The sequence below is a fragment of the Mesorhizobium sp. f-mel genome, from assembly GCF_053850215.1.
On the sequence record NZ_JBSPTO010000023.1, the window covers coordinates 81,509 to 98,040 of the forward strand.

Below are 16,532 nucleotides of genomic sequence, written 5' to 3' on the forward strand. Positions count from 1 at the left end.
GCCTATCTGTCCGACACCTGCCAGCGCGGGTTGATCCATGGTTCCTGGTTGGACGGCGCCTGCGGCGTGCGGCCAAGAATGTGGTCGGCGGCCTTCTCGCCGGTCATGATTGACGGTGCGTTGAGATTGCCGTTGGTGACGCGCGGGAAGATCGAGGAATCGGCGACCCGCAGCCCCTCGACGCCGATGACACGGCATTCCGGATCGACGACACTCATCAGATCATCCTTGCGGCCCATCTTGCAGGTGCCGCAAGGGTGATAGGCGCTTTCGGCGTGATCGCGGATAAAGGCGTCGAGATCGTCGTCTGACTGAACGTGCGAGCCCGGGGAGATCTCCTTGCCGCGATAAGGGTCGAATGCCGACTGGCCGAAGATCTCGCGCGTCAGCCGGATGCAGTGGCGGAACTCGGTCCAGTCGTCCGGATGCGACATGTAGTTGAAGCGGATCACCGGCTTCGACTTGGGATCTGGCGAGCGCAGCGTGACAGTACCGCGCGACTTCGATCGCATTGGCCCGACATGCGCCTGGAAACCGTGCGCCTTCGCCGCCGCCCTGCCGTCGTAGCGGACCGCCGCCGGGATGAAATGATACTGGATATCGGGATAGTCGACGCCGGCGCGCGAGCGCACGAAGGCGGCCGCCTCGAAATGGTTGGTTGCGCCGAGACCCGACTTGAAGAACAGCCATTGCGCGCCGATCATTGCCTTGGAGAAGGGATTCAGCACCGAATTCAGCGTGATCGGCTGCGTCGATTCCTGCTGGATGTAGAGCTCCATATGGTCCTGCAGGTTGCGACCGACGCCGGGCCGGTCGGCGATTACCTGAATGCCGTATTCCCTGAGATGTTCGGCCGGGCCGACGCCGGACAGCATCAGGATCTTGGGCGAATTGATCGAGGAGGCGGCAACGATCACTTCACGTCGCGCCTTGACCACCTGAATCCGTTTGCGCGTTTCGATCTCGACTCCGGTGGCGCGTTGATTCTCGATGATCACCCGCCGGGCGAAACCCTTGACCAGGCTGACGTTTTTCCGCCTGAGCGCCGGCCTGAGATAGGCGCTCGCCGCCGACCAGCGGCGGCCGCCGCGAATGGTCTGTTCCATCGGCCCAAAGCCTTCCTGCTTCGCGCCGTTGTAGTCGTCGGTCAGCTCGAAGCCGGCCTGACGGCCTGCCTCGACGAAGGCGCCGTAGAGTGGATTCGTTCTTGAGCCGCGCTGCACGGTCAGCGGGCCGCCGTGGCCGCGCCAGCCATTCTCACCGCCGTTGGCGTCCTCCATGCGCTTGAAGTAGGGGAGCACGTCGGCAAACCCCCAGCCGGCCGCGCCCTGTTCGGCCCAGTGGTCGAAGTCGCGGGCGTGGCCGCGCACATAGACCATGCCGTTGATCGAGGACGAGCCGCCGATGACCTTGCCGCGCGGCGTCGCCAGCACGCGGCCGCCGAGATGCGGCTCCGGCTCGCTGGCAAAACCCCAGTCGTAGAGGCTCATGTTGAGCGGGATCGACAGCGCCGACGGCATCTGGATCAGCGGCCCGATGTCGCTGCCGCCAAATTCGATGACGATCACCGAATATTTGCCGTCTTCCGACAGCCGGTAGGCCATGGCCGAGCCGGCCGAGCCGGCGCCGATGATGACGAAATCCGCCTCAAGCATGGTTCATATGCGCCATGAAATCGGTGAGCGAGACATTGCCGCCGGTTGCCACCACGAGCACCGTCTTGCCGCTCACATCCACCTTGCCGCCGAGCAGCGCCGCCAGCGATGCAGCGCCCGAAGGTTCCAGCACCAGCTTCATCCGCTCGAAGGCGATCCGCATCGCACAGCGCACCGATCGGTCGTCGACGGTGATGCCGCGAACGCCCGCGGTCCTGACCGCTGCGAACGGCGCGTCGCCGGGCTTTCGCGCCATCAGCCCGTCGCAGATCGATTTCGGCCCGATCGGCATGGTCTCGATGGCGCCATTCGCCAGCGACGCACCCATGCCGTTGAAACCTTCCGGCTCGACGCCGATGATCTCGGTCGCCGGCGACAGATAGTGGAAAGCCAGCGAAACGCCGCCGATCAGCCCGCCGCCGCCGACCGCGCAGAACAGCAGATCGGCGCTGGCATTCCTGGCATCGAGTTGCTCGAGCGCCTCCAGCCCCGCACCAGCCTGGCCGGCGACGATCTCGGGGTCGTCGAACGGATGCAGCAGCGCCAGCCCCTCGGTCTCGGCGATCTCGCGCGCCTTGGCGGCGGCAACCTCCTCACGCGCGCGTTCGCCATGGTCGGTCAGCACCACGCGCGCGCCATAGCCGGCCGTTGCGTCGCGCTTGGCGGCCGGCGCGTCGATCGGCATGACGATGGTGACCGGAATGCCCAGCGCCTGGCCGGCGGCGGCCAGTCCTTGCGCGAAATTGCCGGAGGAATAGGCGACGACGCCCTTCCTGGCTTCATCGGGCGACAGCCGCTTCAGCCGCCAATAGGCGCCGCGCACCTTGAACGATCCCGCCCATTGGAGCGATTCCGGCTTGACGAAGACACGGGCAGCTCCGCTCTCCCTGGCGAGCGCCGCCGATTCCAGCAATGGCGTGACCTGCGTCGCCTTGGCGGTGACGGCATAGGCCTGCCTGAGATGATCTAGGGAGGGCACAAGGGGTGTCATCATTCGCCTCGCGGATACCTTTTGCTCTCTTCGAGATTGTCGAGGTTCATGTGATTGCGCATGTAGCGCTCAGATGCCTTCTGCAGCGGCTGGAAATCCCAGGGGTAATGGGTGCCGTTGCGCAGCGCCGGATAGACCACCCAGCGGCGCGCCTGGCTGGTCCGGACGGCGGCGTCGAAAGCGGCCATGTCCCAGCGCGCCCGGACCTTTTCGGTGAAAGCAGCCAGTAAGGGGGCGTGAGCCGGGTCGGCGGCGAGATTGGTCAATTCCCGCGGATCCGAGTCAAGATCAAACAGTTGCGGCGGATCGATCTCGCAATGGATGAATTTGTATCGGTCGTCGCGGATCGCCACCATCGGCGCGTTGGAGCCTTCGGCCGCATATTCCATCAGCACGGGTGCGGTGCGCGTCTTGCCGTCGAGCAGCGGCAGCAGCGACTGGCCGTCGGTCCATGGCGCAATCGCGCTCATGTCGATGCCGGCGAGGTCGCAAAGCGTCGGGGTGACATCGAGATTGGAGACTGGGGCCTTGATCAGTCCTGCTGGTACGCCCTTGCCGGCGATCATCAGTGGCACCCGCGCCGAGCCCTCGAAAAAGCACATCTTGAACCACAGGCCGCGCTCGCCGAGCATGTCGCCGTGATCCGAGCAGAACAGGATGATCGTATCGTCGAGCATGCGTGTTCGCTTGAGAACATCCAGAAGCTCGCCGAGCTTGTCGTCGACATAGGAGATATTGGCGAAATAGCCGCGTCGCGCGCGGCGGATCTGCTCCGAGTTGATATCGAAACTATCGTAGTCGCTTGCCCGGTAGAGCCGCTGCGAATGCGGGTCCTGTTCCTCATAGGCGACGAAGCCCACTTCAGGCTCAAGCGCCGGGCAGTTCTCGTAGAGATCCCAATAGCGCCGCCGGGCGACATAGGGGTCGTGCGGATGGGTGAAGGAAACGGTCAGGCACCACGGCCGGCGCGAAGCGTCGTCGGAGACGCGGGCGACATCATAGAGCTTCTGCACCGCGTGGAAGGCGACCTCGTCGTCATACTCCATCTGGTTGGTGATCTCGGCGACACCGGCACCGGCCACCGAGCCGAGATTGTGATACCACCAATCGATCCGCTCGCCAGGCTTGCGATAGTCCGGTGTCCAGCCGAAATCGGCGGGATATATGTCGGTGGTCAGCCGCTCCTCGAAACCGTGCAACTGGTCCGGCCCAACGAAATGCATCTTGCCCGACAGGCAGGTGTAGTAACCGGCTGCCCGCAGGTGATGGGCGAAGGTCGGGATCGACGAGACGAATTCGGCGGCATTGTCGTAGACTCCGGTGCGCGATGGTAACTGGCCGCTCATGAACGAGGCGCGGCCCGGCGCGCAGAGCGGCGAGGCGGTGTAGTTGTTCTTGAAGCGCGCCGAGCGGGCGGCCAATGCCTTCAAATGCGGCACGTGCAGGAAGTCCGCCGGCCCATCCGGGAACAATGTGCCGTTGAGCTGATCGACCATGACGATCAGGAAATTGGGTCGCTTGGACGTCACTGTGCGCTCCGCCGGCTGAGTTTCGTTTCGAGATAATCCTCGATCAGTGCGATCGCGGTCGCGGCATTGGGCACGCCGTCCTTCAGCGCGCGCCTGATATAGAGCCCGTCGATCAGCGCCGCTGTCGCCTCGGCGACGCGGTCGGCTTCGTTTCTTGGCAGGATGCCGGTCAACCCGCTCAACAGATTGGAATGCAGCCGCCGCGCATAGACCTTGAGCAGCCGGCGAAGTGCTGCTGATTTCTGCGCCTCGACATAGAAGGCGAGCCAGGCGGCGATCGTTTCCGGGCGGAACTGGCCGTCAGAGAAATTGACGGCGACCACCGCCGAAACGCGCTCGCGCGCCGTGCTGGCCGATCGAAGCGCGCGCCGCATATCGGCGGTCAGCTCGGCCAGGATGTGCCGCATCGTCGCCAGCAAAAGTTCGTCCTTGGCGCCGAAATAGTGATGGGCAAGCGCAGAGGACACGCCGGCGCGCCCGGCGATTTCCGACATGGTCACATCAAGCGAGCCGCGCTCGCCGATCGCCGAGATCGTCGCGTCGATGAGCGCCTTGCGGCGCAACGGCTCCATTCCAATTTTCGGCATCTTTGCTCCGGCCTGTGGCGACAAGTTTGCTCCGGCCTGTGGCGACAAGGTTATTTTTTATTGACGGATCAATCAACAAAAATCCGGGCTGAATTGGTGGCAAAAGTCAGGTGCCGTGACCAGATATCAAGATCAAGCGATTGTGTGGTTATGCCCCTTCACGAAGTCGCAGGAACGGTTCATGCTTGAACAATGCTTTGGCGCGCCGCGACGTCGCGTAGCCCGGCCCGCAGGATGGAGATAACTATGACAGCATGCATCGTCGGCTGGGCGCATTCGCGCTTCGGCAAGCTCGAAGGCGAGACGCTGGAGGGCCTGATCACCAAGGTGGCTAGCGAGGCGCTCGATCATGCCGGCATCGGTCCGGACGAGGTCGACGAGATCGTGCTTGGCCACTTCAACGCCGGCTTTTCCGCACAGGATTTCACCGCAAGCCTGATCCTGCAGGCCGACGACCGGCTGCGTTTCAAGCCGGCGACGCGCGTCGAGAACGCCTGCGCCACCGGCTCGGCAGCGGTCAGGCAAGGCATCCGCGCCATCGACGCCAATGCGGCCCGTATCGTGCTGGTGGTCGGCGCCGAGCAGATGACGACTACATCAGGCGCAGAAATCGGCAAGAACCTTCTCAAGGCTTCGTATCTGCCCGAGGAGGGCGACACGCCGGCAGGCTTCGCCGGCGTTTTCGGCAAGATCGCCCAAGCCTATTTCCAACGCTATGGCGACCAGTCGGACGCGCTGGCGATGATCGCCGCCAAGAACCACAAGAACGGCGTCGACAATCCCTATGCGCAGATGCGCAAGGATTTCGGCTATGAGTTCTGCCGGCACGAGAGCGAGAAGAACCCCTTCGTCGCTGGCCCTCTGAAACGCACCGATTGCTCGCTGGTTTCGGACGGCGCCGCAGCTCTGGTCCTTGCCGACACGGCGACGGCGTTGAAGATGCGCCGCGCCGTTGCCTTCCGCGCCAACGAGCATGTGCAGGATTTCCTGCCGATGTCGAAGCGCGACATCCTGGCGTTCGAAGGCTGCGAGCATGCATGGAACCAGGCGCTGAAGAACGCCGGTGTGACGCTCGATGATCTATCTTTCGTCGAGACGCATGACTGTTTCACCATCGCCGAGCTGATCGAGTATGAGGCGATGGGCCTGGCGAAACCGGGCGACGGCGCAAAATTGGCGCTGGACGGCGAGACGGCGAAGGACGGCCGCCTGCCGGTCAATCCGTCCGGCGGGCTGAAGGCCAAGGGGCATCCGATCGGTGCCACCGGCGTCTCGATGCACGTGCTGAGCGCCATGCAGCTCGTCGGCGAAGCCGGCGGCAACCAGGTGCCGGGGGCCAAGCTCGGCGGCATCTTCAATATGGGCGGTGCCGCGGTCGCCAACTACGTTTCCATTCTCGATCGGATCAGATAAAAGCGGCCCGCCTTACAGCGCCGCGCGCCCTTCCGGCGCGCAAAGGACGCTGTAACACTTTGATTTACGCATGATCCTTTCGAAAATCGATTCCGATTTTCGAGGTCATGCGCTAGAGCATTTTGCAGCCAAAAAGTGGAATCGCTTGGCGTCGCAGAAATGCGGCTAAACAAAGAGATAGAGCGGGATGCCAAAGTTCCATCGAACGCATCCCGCTCTAGCGGGGAATTCATGACAAATCCGGTTCTGGTCGAAGTTTTGCGCGGCGCCGTGGTCGAGAGCGCGCATCGTGGCGCTATTGCGGTCTTCGAGGCCGACGGAAAGCCGGTCTGGGAAATCGGCGATACGGCTCGCCCGGTGTTTCCGCGCTCGGCGGTCAAGGCGATCCAGGCGCTGCCGCTGGTCGAAAGCGGCGCGGCCGATGCGTACGGTTTCGGCAACCGCGAATTGGCGCTTGCCTGCGCTTCGCATTCCGGCGAGCCGGCGCATGTCGAACTTGCGTGGGCGATGCTGGCGAAGGCCGGGCTGGACGAGACCGCGCTGGAATGCGGCGCCCATTGGCCGTCCAGCCATGCGAAGACAATTGCGCTCGCCCGTGCCGGCAAGGCGCCAAACGCACTGCACAACAATTGTTCAGGCAAGCATGCGGGCTTTCTCTGCACCTGCGTCCACGCCGGCATCGCCCATCGCGGCTATGTTAAATCAGGCCATGCCTCGCAGGAGATGGTGCGCGACGCATTGCAAGCGGTGACAGGTGCTGCCCATGATTTCGATCATTGCGGCACTGACGGCTGCTCGATCCCGACCTATGCCGTGCCGCTACGCAGCTTCGCGCTCGGCTTTGCCCGCATGGCGACCGGTGTCGGCTTTGAACCCGTGCGCGCCAAGGCCGCAAAGCGGCTGCTTTCCGCCTGCATGGCCGAGCCCTTTCTGGTCGCCGGCACAGGCAGGGCTGATGTTGCACTGATGGAGGCCGCACCCGACCGGATTTTTGTGAAGGGAGGGGCTGAAGGCGTCTATTGCGCGGCACTTCCGGAGCTTGGCCTTGGCATTGCGCTCAAATGCGATGATGGCGCTGGCCGCGCCGCTGAAGTCATGGTCGCGGCATGCATTGCCAGGCTTTTGCACGCCGACAAGGCGCTGGCGGCGAAACTGATCGAACAGGCACATCCGCCCATCGAAAGCCGGATCGGCGCCAAAGTCGGCGCACTCCGCCCCACCGCCGCATTGAGCTGAGAACGGCTTAGCTCACATGATTGCGCTCGACAGTCAGATGCGCATAGCCGGCATTGCCTGATGAGGCGAGATCGCCGGTCACCGGCTCGGCCCAGCGATGGCCAACGATCGCGCCGTTTTGGGCGCCGTCGATGACATTGTCGGAGATGACCGCCGTCCCGGCGCCCTCGACCACGGTGACGGCGATGCCGGTTCCGGCCTTGCGAATGATGTTGGCGGTAGCGACCACATTGCGCATGAACGGCCCCCAGCCGATGTGCACGCCGTAGAGCGGCGCATTCTCGACGACGTTGCCGGAGACCGTGGTATCCGCCTCAACGCTGATGCCGACGCCGAAACCGGGCGCATCTGCAGGGTAGGGGCCGCTGGTCGAGAGGTTGCGGACGATGTTTCCGGAACACACGCCCATGCGGCCGCCCTCGTTGAAATTGACGATGGAGATGCCGTTGGCGGCGCCATCGACGATGTTGTTGCTGACGATCGCTCCCTCGAAGGAGAATTCGGAATAGAGTGCCGTTTCGCCGGACCGCGAACAGGTGTTGCCGGTGATGTGCAGATTGCTGGCGCTGTTGGCGCGGATCGCCGAAAACGCGCAGTCCGAGACGATATTGCCCGAGATGACGACGTTGCCGGCGCGGAACGCATTGATGCCGTTGCCGTTCTGGCCGGTTCCCCCGCTACGCGCCTGAATGCGTTCTACGCGGTTGCCGCTGACGATGGTGCCGTCCTCGGCCGCTTGCCAGCGGTGCACTAGGATACCGCCATTGGCGCAGTCGGACACGGTGTTGCCTGATATCTCCAGGCCGGCGGCTTCGACCGAATAGATTCCCGCGTCGGCCGCGCCCGATATTTCCGAGCGCTCGATGCGGCCCGAAGCGTGCTCGAGCGCGAGGCCGCTCTTGCCGCTGCCTGATATATGGCAATTGTCGATGACGAGGTGAGCGACGCGGCGGAGGTCGAGCAGGCCTTGCGCGTAATCGCCCATCCAGCGGTTGGTGCCGTCGAACACCAGCCCGGTGAATTCGATGTGCCCGGCCTGTTCGGCCATGAGCAGATGGCCGTTGCCGCCATAGACGATCCGCGATGCGCCCGGCACGCCGGAAAGCCTGACGCGGCTGGGCAGCGACAGGTTGGATACGACATAGGTTCCCGGCGGCAGGAACACCGGCATTTCGCGGTCGTTTGCGTCGCGCAGCAGCCTGGCGAAGGCCTTGCTCTGGTCGTCAAGCGCGCCGGGCCGCACGCCGAGGTCGGCAGCGTTGATCGAGCCGCGCATCGAGGCATTGTCGATTCCGGGCAGGCTGCCCGCAGCTGCCTTGCCGAGCGAGAGGCCCAGGACGGCAAAGCCGGCGGTTCGTGCGAGAAATTTTCGTCTGTTCAACATCGGCACAGATCCCCAGCGTTCGGCCGTCGCGCCGCAGGAATCGTGCCAGACCGGATCGGCCGATCCGGTTTGCCGGCAATAGCTTGTGAAGTCGCCGCGCGAGGCATAAGCTCGACTGATGAGCAGAGCCTTCACACGCGAAGAGGATAGCGAAAACGCCATCGCCGGCATCGGCGAGCGGCCGATCAGTCAGCACCGCAATCTGGTGACGCAACGCGGCCTGGCGCTGATCGACGCCGAACTGGCGGCCCTGCGTGATGATCTGGCCAGAGCGGAAAAGAGGGCCGACCGCGAGCGTATCGCGCTCATTTCGCGCGACCTGCGCTACTGGACCGCGCGGCGTGAAAGCGCCGAGCTGTCCGTGCCGGAATCGGGCAGCAATCTGGTTCGCTTCGGCATGGGCGTCACGCTGGAAGGCGATGACGGCAGGAAGGTACACTGGAAGATTGTCGGCGAGGATGAGGCCGATCCGGGCAAGGGCACAATTTCCCATGTTTCACCTATGGCCCTGGCCTTGTTCGGCAAGAAGGTCGGCGAAATTGCCGTGGTGAACGGCAAGGAATGGGAGATTGTGAAGCTGACTGCCAGTTAGGCCTCGACCTTGACGACATGGTCGCGGAAGAACGCTGCCGCGCCAGCCTCGTCGATCTCGCCGGCCGCGACCATCATGACCAGTTGAATGATGTCCGCCTGCTCGGCTTCGATGCTTAGCCCATTGAAATAAAGAAAAAGATCGGCTGCGGTAAAAGCGGTGCGCTTGTTGCCGTCGACGAATGGATTCTTGACGATGCCGAAAAGATAAGCGGATGCCAGCTCGCAGAGGTTGGGTTCGCCATAGATCTCCCTCTCCGGTGTCAGCCGACCTGCAGCAGCCGGTCCATCAGCCGATCCGCCGCTTCCGGAATGACCGTGCCAGGCGGGTAGATTTCGGTGGCACCTGCCTGACGTACCGCATCGTAATCCTGCGGCGGGATGACGCCGCCGGCGACGATCAGAATATCGTCGCGGCCGAGCTTCTTCAGCGCGTCCTTGAGTTCGGGAATGAGCGTCAAATGTCCTGCCGCTAACGACGAGGCGCCGATGATATGCACGTCGTGCTCGACCGCGAGCCTGGCGATTTCCTCCGGCGTCTGGAACATCGGCCCAACGGTGACGTCGAAGCCGAGATCGGCAAAGGCCGTGGCGATGACCTTCTGGCCGCGATCGTGGCCGTCCTGTCCCATCTTGGCGACGAGAATGCGCGGCTTGCCGCCGGACTTCTCCTCGAATGCCACGATCTTGTCCTGCAGGCGGTCGACCACGGGATTGTCGCCGAGCGCCTTGCGATAGACGCCGGAGATCGTCTGGACCGAGGCGACATGACGGCCGAAAACCTTTTCCAGAGCCAGCGAAATCTCGCCGACCGTGGCGTTGGCGCGCGCGGCGCGAATGGCGAACTCCAGCAGATTTTCGCCGCTCTCCGCGGCCCGGCTCAGCGCACTCAGTGCGCTCTCGACGGCGCCGACATCGCGCGTGCCTTTCAGCCGTTGCAGTTTCGACAATTGCCGGGCTCTGACTTCGGCATTGTCGATCTTCAGCACGTCGACTTTGATATCCGTCTCGGGACGATGGGCGTTGACGCCGACCAGTATCTGCTCGCCGGAATCGATCCGCGCCTGCGTGCGCGCGGCAGCCTCTTCGATGCGCAGCTTCGGTATGTTTTTTTCGGTTGCGACGGCCATGCCGCCCAGGCTCTCGACCTCTTCGATATGGGCAAGCGCGCGCGCCGCCAGATCATGCGTCAGCCGTTCGAGATAGGCAGAGCCTCCCCACGGGTCGATGATGCGGGTGGTGCCGGATTCCTTTTGCAGGATGAGCTGTGTGTTGCGGGCGATGCGGGCCGAATAGTCGGTCGGCAGCGCCATCGCCTCGTCGAAGGAGTTGGTGTGCAGCGATTGCGTATGACCCTGCGTCGCCGCCATCGCCTCGATCATGGTGCGGATGATGTTGTTGTAAGGATCCTGCGCCGTCAGCGACCAGCCCGAAGTCTGGCAATGGGCTCGCAGCGACAGCGAGCGCTCGTCCTTCGGCAAGAAGTTCTTCAGCATCAGGGTCGACCACAAAAGGCGGGCTGCCCTCAGCTTGGCGACCTCCATGAAGAAGTTCATGCCGATCGCCCAGAAGAAGGAAAGGCGCGGCGCGAAACGGTCGATATCGAGACCCGCCGCGACACCGGCGCGGGCATATTCGATGCCGTCGGCGATCGTGTAGGCGAGCTCGAGGTCGGCGGTCGCCCCTGCTTCCTGCATGTGATAGCCGGAGATCGAAATCGAATTGAACTTCGGCATGTGCTGCGACGTGTAGGAGAAGATGTCGGACACGATCCGCATCGAAGGCTTTGGCGGATAGATGTAGGTGTTGCGCACCATGAACTCTTTCAGAATGTCGTTCTGAATGGTCCCAGTGAGGTCCTTCTGCGCAACGCCCTGTTCTTCCGCCGCCACGATGTAGAGCGCCATGATCGGCAGTACCGCGCCGTTCATGGTCATCGACACCGTCATCTCGTCAAGCGGGATGCCGTCGAAGAGCTGGCGCATGTCGAGGATGGAATCTATGGCGACGCCCGCCATGCCGACATCACCGGCAACACGCGGATGATCGCTGTCGTAGCCGCGATGCGTGGCGAGGTCGAAAGCGACCGACAGTCCCTTCTGGCCGGCTGCAAGGTTGCGCCGGTAAAAGGCGTTCGACTCTTCCGCCGTCGAGAAGCCGGCATATTGCCTGATCGTCCAGGGCTGCTGGACATACATGGTCGGGTAGGGGCCGCGCACGAATGGCGGCAGGCCCGGATAAGTGTCGAGATGCGGCAACCCCTTGAGGTCGCCCTGGTTGTACAGATGCTTGATGGCCAGTCCTTCCGGGGTCATCCGCTGGCCCTTGACCTCGATCGGCGCCCGGCGCGGCGCCGACCAGCCGATTTGGCTAAAGTCCGGGATCATGGCGCTGCTCCGATCGATTGATCGAGGCGGATCGGAAACAGCGGCTCGCACACCGCCACGCCCTCGGTGACGGCAGGCCGCCGCTCCGCCGCCAGCGTTTCGACCGGGCGTTCGGTCTTCGAAGGGTGAAGCGTCGTGCCGATGATGGCCCGCTCGCCCGCTTGATAGGCAGCATTGCGGCGGGCGGACGCCGCCTGAACTCGTTTCTGGATGTGTCCTTGCTGCAGGCTGGACAGCACGCCGCCTTCCGCCTCGATCCGCTGGAATTCCTCCCACGCCGCTTCGCCGAGTTCGGCGGTCAGCGCTTCAACGGCGCCCGAACCGCCAGCAGGGTCGGCGACATGATCGATATGGCTTTCGTTGGCCATGATCAGTTGCGTATTGCGGGCGACACGGCGGGCAAAGCCCGTCGGCAGGCCATGCGCGATCGTATGCGGCAGGATGGAGATCGAATCCGCCCCGCCGGCTGCCGCGGCAAAAGCGGCGATCGTGGTGCGCAGGATGTTTGTCTCCGGGTCCGCCGAAGTCATCATGCGGAAGGAGGTCTCGGCATGGATGTTGGCGGTGGACGCGGCGATCGAACATGCCTCCTGGACCCGCGCCCACAGCCTGCGCAGGGCCCTGACCTTGGCCATCGACACGAACTGGTCATGGTCGACGCTGAGCGCGAAGCCGATATGGGGCGCCGCATAGACAAGCGGCTGGCGCGCCTCCTCGAACATCCTGAGATAGGAGACCGCCGAAGCCATCATGGTGCCCAGCTCCTGCGCTTCGGTGGCGCCGGCATTGTGGAAGACGCGTCCGTCTGCCTCCAGCAGGACCCCGGGCACGCCCATCGAGAAAAAATGCGCCAGGGACTGCGGCATCGACGCCTGCAGGGCCTCGATCGACATGCGCAACCGGCCGGTTCCGGCAAAGATCGCCGCCGGATCGATACCGAAGGACAGGTTGAGCTTTGCCGGGTCTGACCGGCGCTTGCTCAAGAACGCAACCAGCCAGTCGGCCACGGCGCGGCTCCAGGGATGCGCGTCGATGCGAACCTGGATGCGGTTGAGCGGCACGCCGTCGAGCACGGTCTCCAGCGCCTCGGCAGTCCTCGGCAGGCCGTAGCCGAACGCATTCGGCGCGCCTTCGAAAACAAGCGACAATCCGGTGGCGCCCTGTGCGACGTCTTCCAGGGCCTGGGCTTTGGCGCGGCCGATATCCGGATCATCGATACGCTGGCTGACGATCCACGGCGAACCGGGATTTGCCCGCGCCAGAGGCTCTGCGGTGACCGAACGGTCGTAGAGCGGTTCGATGCGGATGCCATCGTCTGTATGGGATACGAGCTTTTCCTCGAAGGATCCGCCGGCCAAGGCTTTTTCCGCAAGGCCCAGCCACCGCTGCCGGTCAGGGTTCGGAAGTTCGGCATCGTGGTTCAAGGCACCGGCGCCCATCCGCTCTCCTCGTCTTCTCGGCCGATAGGCCTGGAACGTCAGTCTACGGTTCCCCGTCCCATATCACAATGCAACACGCGTCCTGCGACGATGAACCGTCAACCGATTGCCAAACATACGCAAAATCCGCAAGCTCCAAAAACTCAATTTCGACCATGGCCATTGTCGCTGCGCAATGGCGTCATTATACCTGCGGCGAGCCCCGCTACTTTCAATAGACCAGGGCTTCAACACTTCAGGTTTGCGGAGACCGGACACATGGCTGACGACACCAGTATTTTCATAGGAGCCAGCCGAAAGCCCGACGACAGCTACCAGCGCGCCGAAAATCTGCTGCTTCAGTATGGCAATCGTCACGGCCTGGTCACCGGTGCGACCGGTACTGGCAAGACCGTGAGCTTGCAGATTTTGGCGGAAGGTTTCTCCAATGCCGGCGTGCCGGTCTTCTGCGCCGACATCAAAGGCGACCTGTCCGGTATCGCCATGATGGGCACGCCACAGGATTTTCTGGTCAAGCGTGCGGAGCAGGTCAAGCTAGATCCCTATGATTTCCAGGAATTTCCGGTCATCTTCTGGGACTTGTTCGGCGAGCAGGGCCATCCGATCCGCGCCACCGTCTCGGAAATGGGGCCTCTGCTTCTGTCGCGCCTGATGAACCTCTCCGAGGCGCAGGAAGGCATCATGAACATCGCCTTCCGCATCGCCGACGAGGAAGGCCTGTTGCTGCTGGACCTGAAGGACCTGCAAGCGCTTCTTGCCAACATCGCAGAACGCGCCGAAGAAATCGGCGCTCGCTACGGCAACGTGACCAAGCCCTCGGTCGGCGCGATCCAGCGCACGCTGCTGGTTCTGGAGCAGCAGGGAGCGACGAATTTCTTCGGCGAGCCGGCACTACGGATCGCCGACATCATGCGCACTACCCGCGACGGCCGCGGCGCCATCAGCGTGCTGGCTGCCGACAAGCTGATGATGAATCCCCGGCTCTATGCGACATTCCTTTTGTGGCTGATGTCGGAACTGTTCGAGGAGCTGCCCGAAGTCGGCGATCCCGACAAGCCGAGGCTGGTCTTCTTCTTCGACGAGGCGCACCTTCTGTTCGATGATGCGCCGAAGGTGCTGATCGACCGCGTCGAACAGGTGGTCCGCCTGATCCGTTCGAAGGGCGTCGGCGTTTACTTCGTCACCCAGAATCCGCTGGATATCCCCGAAACGGTTCTGGCCCAGCTCGGCAACCGGGTGCAGCACGCCTTGCGCGCCTACACGCCGCGGGAGCAGAAGGCCGTGAGAACCGCCGCCGAGACCTTCAGGCCAAATCCCGACTTCGACTGTGCAACCGTGATCACGCAGCTCGGCACCGGAGAGGCGCTGGTCTCGACTCTGGAAGCCAAAGGTGTTCCGTCCATGGTCCAGCGTACGCTGGTTCGCCCGCCGTCTTCACGCCTTGGCCCGATCACGCCTGACGAGCGCCGCAAGCTGATCACTGAGAGCCCGGTTAGCGGGCAATACGACCAAACCATCGATCGTGAATCGGCTTTCGAGATGCTGCAGAAAAAAGCCAAGGACGCTCTCGACGCAGAGGCGCAGCAGCAGGAGAGCGGCCGCTCACGCTGGACTATCCCAGGCTTCGGCAATGACGATTCCGCCCCCCAACCCACCGGCGGCAGGCGGGCACCGGCGCCGCGATCGTCCAATCGCCAGACGGTGGCGGAGGCGGCGATCAAATCGGTGGTTCGCTCGGTCGGCTCGTCCGTGGGCCGGGCGATTGTGAGGGGTATCCTCGGCAGTCTGGCAAGAGGGCGCTGACAGTATTGGACCTCGGTTTGAGAATATCCGATGCTCAAGCAAGAGCATCGGGTTCAGAGGTACGCCGGCCGCTCCAGCGCTTTCAAACAGCTCAGAAGATCGAGTCCGAGATCGACCTTGCCGGGCCGAGCAGGATGGATCCATCCGGGACGCCCGCATCGATTGGAATGGCTTTGCGGTCTGCCGTGGCAACCAGCTCCTGACCGACACCGGCGGTAACGATCACCGGCGTCTTGTTGGGCACACGGTCATAAAGGTCGATAATGTCCTGATTTATCAAGCGAACGCAGCCAGATGACACCGATTTGCCTATGGAATACCACTCCGGCGAGCCGTGCAGGCGGTAAAGCGTGTCCTCGTTGCCCTCGAAGAGATACAGCGCCCGCGCTCCGAGCGGGTTGGTGAGCCCGCCGGGCATGCCGCCATTTTCGGCGCTGTATTTCGCGAGCTCGGGCTGGCGGGCAATCATTTCGGCCGGCGGGGTCCATTTCGGCCACTTCTGCTTCCACTGGACGACGGCGTCGCCAGACCATTCGAAACCGGCGCGACCCAGCCCGACACCATAACGGATAGCTTGGCCGCCCGGACGCACGAGATAGAGGTGGTGGCCGGCCGTATCGACGATGATGGTGCCGGGCGGTTGGCCGGTCGGATCGGGAACGATCTGACGCAGAAATTGCTCGTCGATTTTCTCGTACGGTATGCCCGGGAGCTCGAACCCACCGTCGCTGACCGGAGCGTACATTGTTGCATAGTCCAGGAGCGGCGGCTCGACATTAGTTAGCGGCGGCGGCTCGACCGGCTGCCCTCCCACCGTGGTGCAGGCGGAAACCGCAATCGAGGCGGCACCGAGCGCAGCGGCGTTGAGAAAGCCGCGACGGCTCAGGCGATAAGATTCGATTTCGGTTGTGAACATGGTTGCCTTTTTAGTCTCAAATCGAAACAAAACATGAATATGCCGATCAGTACGGCGCCAGCCCTACCAATGCCTGGCGCGATAGGCGGTTCCGATTCTGGCCTGACGGAGGACAAACAAAGGCAAAGCTGTGACGGGTCCGCCCCTGTTGCGCCGAGGCAACAGGCCTACAGCGCCGTGCGCCCATTTGGACGTGTAAAGGACGCTGTAGCACTTTTACTTTGCGCATGATCCTTTGCAAATCGAACCCGATTTTGGGGTCATGCGCTAGCCCGCAATTCTCACACTCGATGTGGCCTGCGCCGGTTCAAGAAGCCGGCAGGGTAGGAGCCGCGCGCAGAGCGATGCAGTCCCATCGGGCAAGCACCGCGACACAGCCTGCGGCTTCTTCAACCGGCCCTTCGGGTTGCTCTTCGGCGGGCAGATACGGTGTGGCGCTGCTCAACCGTAGGTCTCTATACGCTTTTCGCAGGCCGACACCGTATCTGCCGCGCCGAAGAGCAACGCAGGCGACATGGAATGTGAGAATTGCGGGCTAGAGCGCTTCGCCTTTTGACTGAATCTGGATTCCCAAGTTTGCGCAAATCAGATTCGATGTCCT

At 63.1% G+C, this 16,532-nt stretch carries 12 protein-coding genes and 1 pseudogene; 4 read left to right on the top strand and 9 right to left on the bottom strand.

Annotation, left to right across the window (positions count from 1 at the left end; genetic code table 11):
• Positions 1 to 2: 2 nt before the first annotated feature.
• The 4 genes from betA to betI are packed head-to-tail and all read right to left on the bottom strand — an operon-like array spanning position 3 to position 4,762.
• The gene (betA, locus tag ACWUKX_RS23585) at positions 3 to 1,655 is read right to left on the bottom strand and encodes a choline dehydrogenase (protein ID WP_456009295.1); all 1,653 of its coding nucleotides are present in this window, start codon (positions 1,653 to 1,655) and stop codon (positions 3 to 5) included.
• Complete coding sequence (locus ACWUKX_RS23590) at positions 1,648 to 2,649, bottom strand: threonine/serine dehydratase (protein ID WP_456009297.1); 1,002 nt, start codon at positions 2,647 to 2,649, stop codon at positions 1,648 to 1,650. The genes betA and ACWUKX_RS23590 overlap by 8 nt, the downstream gene beginning before the upstream one ends.
• The gene (gene betC, locus ACWUKX_RS23595) at positions 2,646 to 4,175 is read right to left on the bottom strand and encodes a choline-sulfatase (protein ID WP_456009298.1); all 1,530 of its coding nucleotides are present in this window, start codon (positions 4,173 to 4,175) and stop codon (positions 2,646 to 2,648) included. The genes ACWUKX_RS23590 and betC overlap by 4 nt, the downstream gene beginning before the upstream one ends.
• The gene (gene betI, locus ACWUKX_RS23600) at positions 4,172 to 4,762 is read right to left on the bottom strand and encodes a choline-binding transcriptional repressor BetI (RefSeq protein ID WP_456009300.1); all 591 of its coding nucleotides are present in this window, start codon (positions 4,760 to 4,762) and stop codon (positions 4,172 to 4,174) included. Before betI ends, betC begins: the two co-directional genes overlap by 4 nt.
• A 246-nt stretch (positions 4,763 to 5,008) precedes the next feature.
• Here betI and ACWUKX_RS23605 point away from each other — a divergent pair, with 246 nt between their 5' ends.
• The gene (locus ACWUKX_RS23605; RefSeq protein WP_456009301.1) at positions 5,009 to 6,175 is read left to right on the top strand and encodes an acetyl-CoA acetyltransferase; all 1,167 of its coding nucleotides are present in this window, start codon (positions 5,009 to 5,011) and stop codon (positions 6,173 to 6,175) included.
• A gap of 231 nt (positions 6,176 to 6,406) precedes the next feature.
• A complete protein-coding gene (locus ACWUKX_RS23610) occupies positions 6,407 to 7,411 on the top strand; it encodes an asparaginase (protein ID WP_456009303.1) in 1,005 nt (334 codons plus the stop codon).
• 7 nt (positions 7,412 to 7,418) lie between these two features.
• On the opposite strand, the gene ACWUKX_RS23615 is transcribed toward ACWUKX_RS23610, so the two are convergent.
• Positions 7,419 to 8,795 carry a TIGR03808 family TAT-translocated repetitive protein gene (locus ACWUKX_RS23615; RefSeq protein ID WP_456009304.1) on the bottom strand — a complete coding sequence of 459 codons (1,377 nt, stop codon included), beginning with the start codon at positions 8,793 to 8,795 and terminating at the stop codon, positions 7,419 to 7,421.
• A gap of 118 nt (positions 8,796 to 8,913) precedes the next feature.
• Here ACWUKX_RS23615 and ACWUKX_RS23620 point away from each other — a divergent pair, with 118 nt between their 5' ends.
• Positions 8,914 to 9,387, top strand: coding sequence for a GreA/GreB family elongation factor (locus ACWUKX_RS23620; RefSeq protein WP_029354644.1), 474 nt, complete (start codon positions 8,914 to 8,916; stop codon positions 9,385 to 9,387).
• On the opposite strand, the pseudogene ACWUKX_RS23625 reads toward ACWUKX_RS23620, so the two are convergent.
• The 3 genes and pseudogenes from ACWUKX_RS23625 to ACWUKX_RS23635 all read right to left on the bottom strand — a co-directional run.
• Positions 9,384 to 9,632: pseudogene (locus ACWUKX_RS23625) on the bottom strand (type II toxin-antitoxin system death-on-curing family toxin); the annotation flags it as partial. The gene ACWUKX_RS23620 and the pseudogene ACWUKX_RS23625 sit on opposite strands and share 4 nt — an antisense overlap.
• Before the next feature lie 17 nt (positions 9,633 to 9,649).
• Complete coding sequence (gene scpA / locus ACWUKX_RS23630; RefSeq protein WP_456009306.1) at positions 9,650 to 11,773, bottom strand: methylmalonyl-CoA mutase; 2,124 nt, start codon at positions 11,771 to 11,773, stop codon at positions 9,650 to 9,652.
• On the bottom strand, positions 11,770 to 13,212 hold the full coding sequence (locus ACWUKX_RS23635) for a methylmalonyl-CoA mutase subunit beta (RefSeq protein WP_456009308.1): 1,443 nt from the start codon (positions 13,210 to 13,212) through the stop codon (positions 11,770 to 11,772). Before ACWUKX_RS23635 ends, scpA begins: the two co-directional genes overlap by 4 nt.
• A 258-nt stretch (positions 13,213 to 13,470) precedes the next feature.
• On the opposite strand from ACWUKX_RS23635, the gene ACWUKX_RS23640 reads away from it, so the two are divergent.
• Entirely contained in the window at positions 13,471 to 15,015 is a 1,545-nt protein-coding gene (locus tag ACWUKX_RS23640) for a helicase HerA-like C-terminal domain-containing protein (RefSeq protein WP_456009309.1), read from the top strand.
• A 91-nt stretch (positions 15,016 to 15,106) separates the two neighbouring features.
• Here the strand turns inward: ACWUKX_RS23640 and ACWUKX_RS23645 are convergent, their stop codons facing one another.
• A complete protein-coding gene (locus ACWUKX_RS23645) occupies positions 15,107 to 15,931 on the bottom strand; it encodes a L,D-transpeptidase (RefSeq protein WP_287338023.1) in 825 nt (274 codons plus the stop codon).
• Between the last annotated feature and the right edge of the window lie 601 nt (positions 15,932 to 16,532).

What these genes read in the sequence shown, in the direction of transcription:
- ACWUKX_RS23640 (WP_456009309.1), top strand. Translation starts at nt 13,471, where the DNA reads ATGGCTGACGACACCAGTATTTTCATAGGAGCCAGCCGAAAGCCCGAC.
- ACWUKX_RS23610 (WP_456009303.1), top strand. Translation starts at nt 6,407, where the DNA reads ATGACAAATCCGGTTCTGGTCGAAGTTTTGCGCGGCGCCGTGGTCGAG.
- ACWUKX_RS23635 (WP_456009308.1), bottom strand. Translation starts at nt 13,212, where the DNA reads ATGGGCGCCGGTGCCTTGAACCACGATGCCGAACTTCCGAACCCTGAC.
- betI (WP_456009300.1), bottom strand. Translation starts at nt 4,762, where the DNA reads ATGCCGAAAATTGGAATGGAGCCGTTGCGCCGCAAGGCGCTCATCGAC.
- ACWUKX_RS23615 (WP_456009304.1), bottom strand. Translation starts at nt 8,795, where the DNA reads ATGTTGAACAGACGAAAATTTCTCGCACGAACCGCCGGCTTTGCCGTC.
- ACWUKX_RS23645 (WP_287338023.1), bottom strand. Translation starts at nt 15,931, where the DNA reads ATGTTCACAACCGAAATCGAATCTTATCGCCTGAGCCGTCGCGGCTTT.
- ACWUKX_RS23620 (WP_029354644.1), top strand. Translation starts at nt 8,914, where the DNA reads ATGAGCAGAGCCTTCACACGCGAAGAGGATAGCGAAAACGCCATCGCC.
- ACWUKX_RS23590 (WP_456009297.1), bottom strand. Translation starts at nt 2,649, where the DNA reads ATGATGACACCCCTTGTGCCCTCCCTAGATCATCTCAGGCAGGCCTAT.
- scpA (WP_456009306.1), bottom strand. Translation starts at nt 11,773, where the DNA reads ATGATCCCGGACTTTAGCCAAATCGGCTGGTCGGCGCCGCGCCGGGCG.
- betA (WP_456009295.1), bottom strand. Translation starts at nt 1,655, where the DNA reads ATGCTTGAGGCGGATTTCGTCATCATCGGCGCCGGCTCGGCCGGCTCG.
- ACWUKX_RS23605 (WP_456009301.1), top strand. Translation starts at nt 5,009, where the DNA reads ATGACAGCATGCATCGTCGGCTGGGCGCATTCGCGCTTCGGCAAGCTC.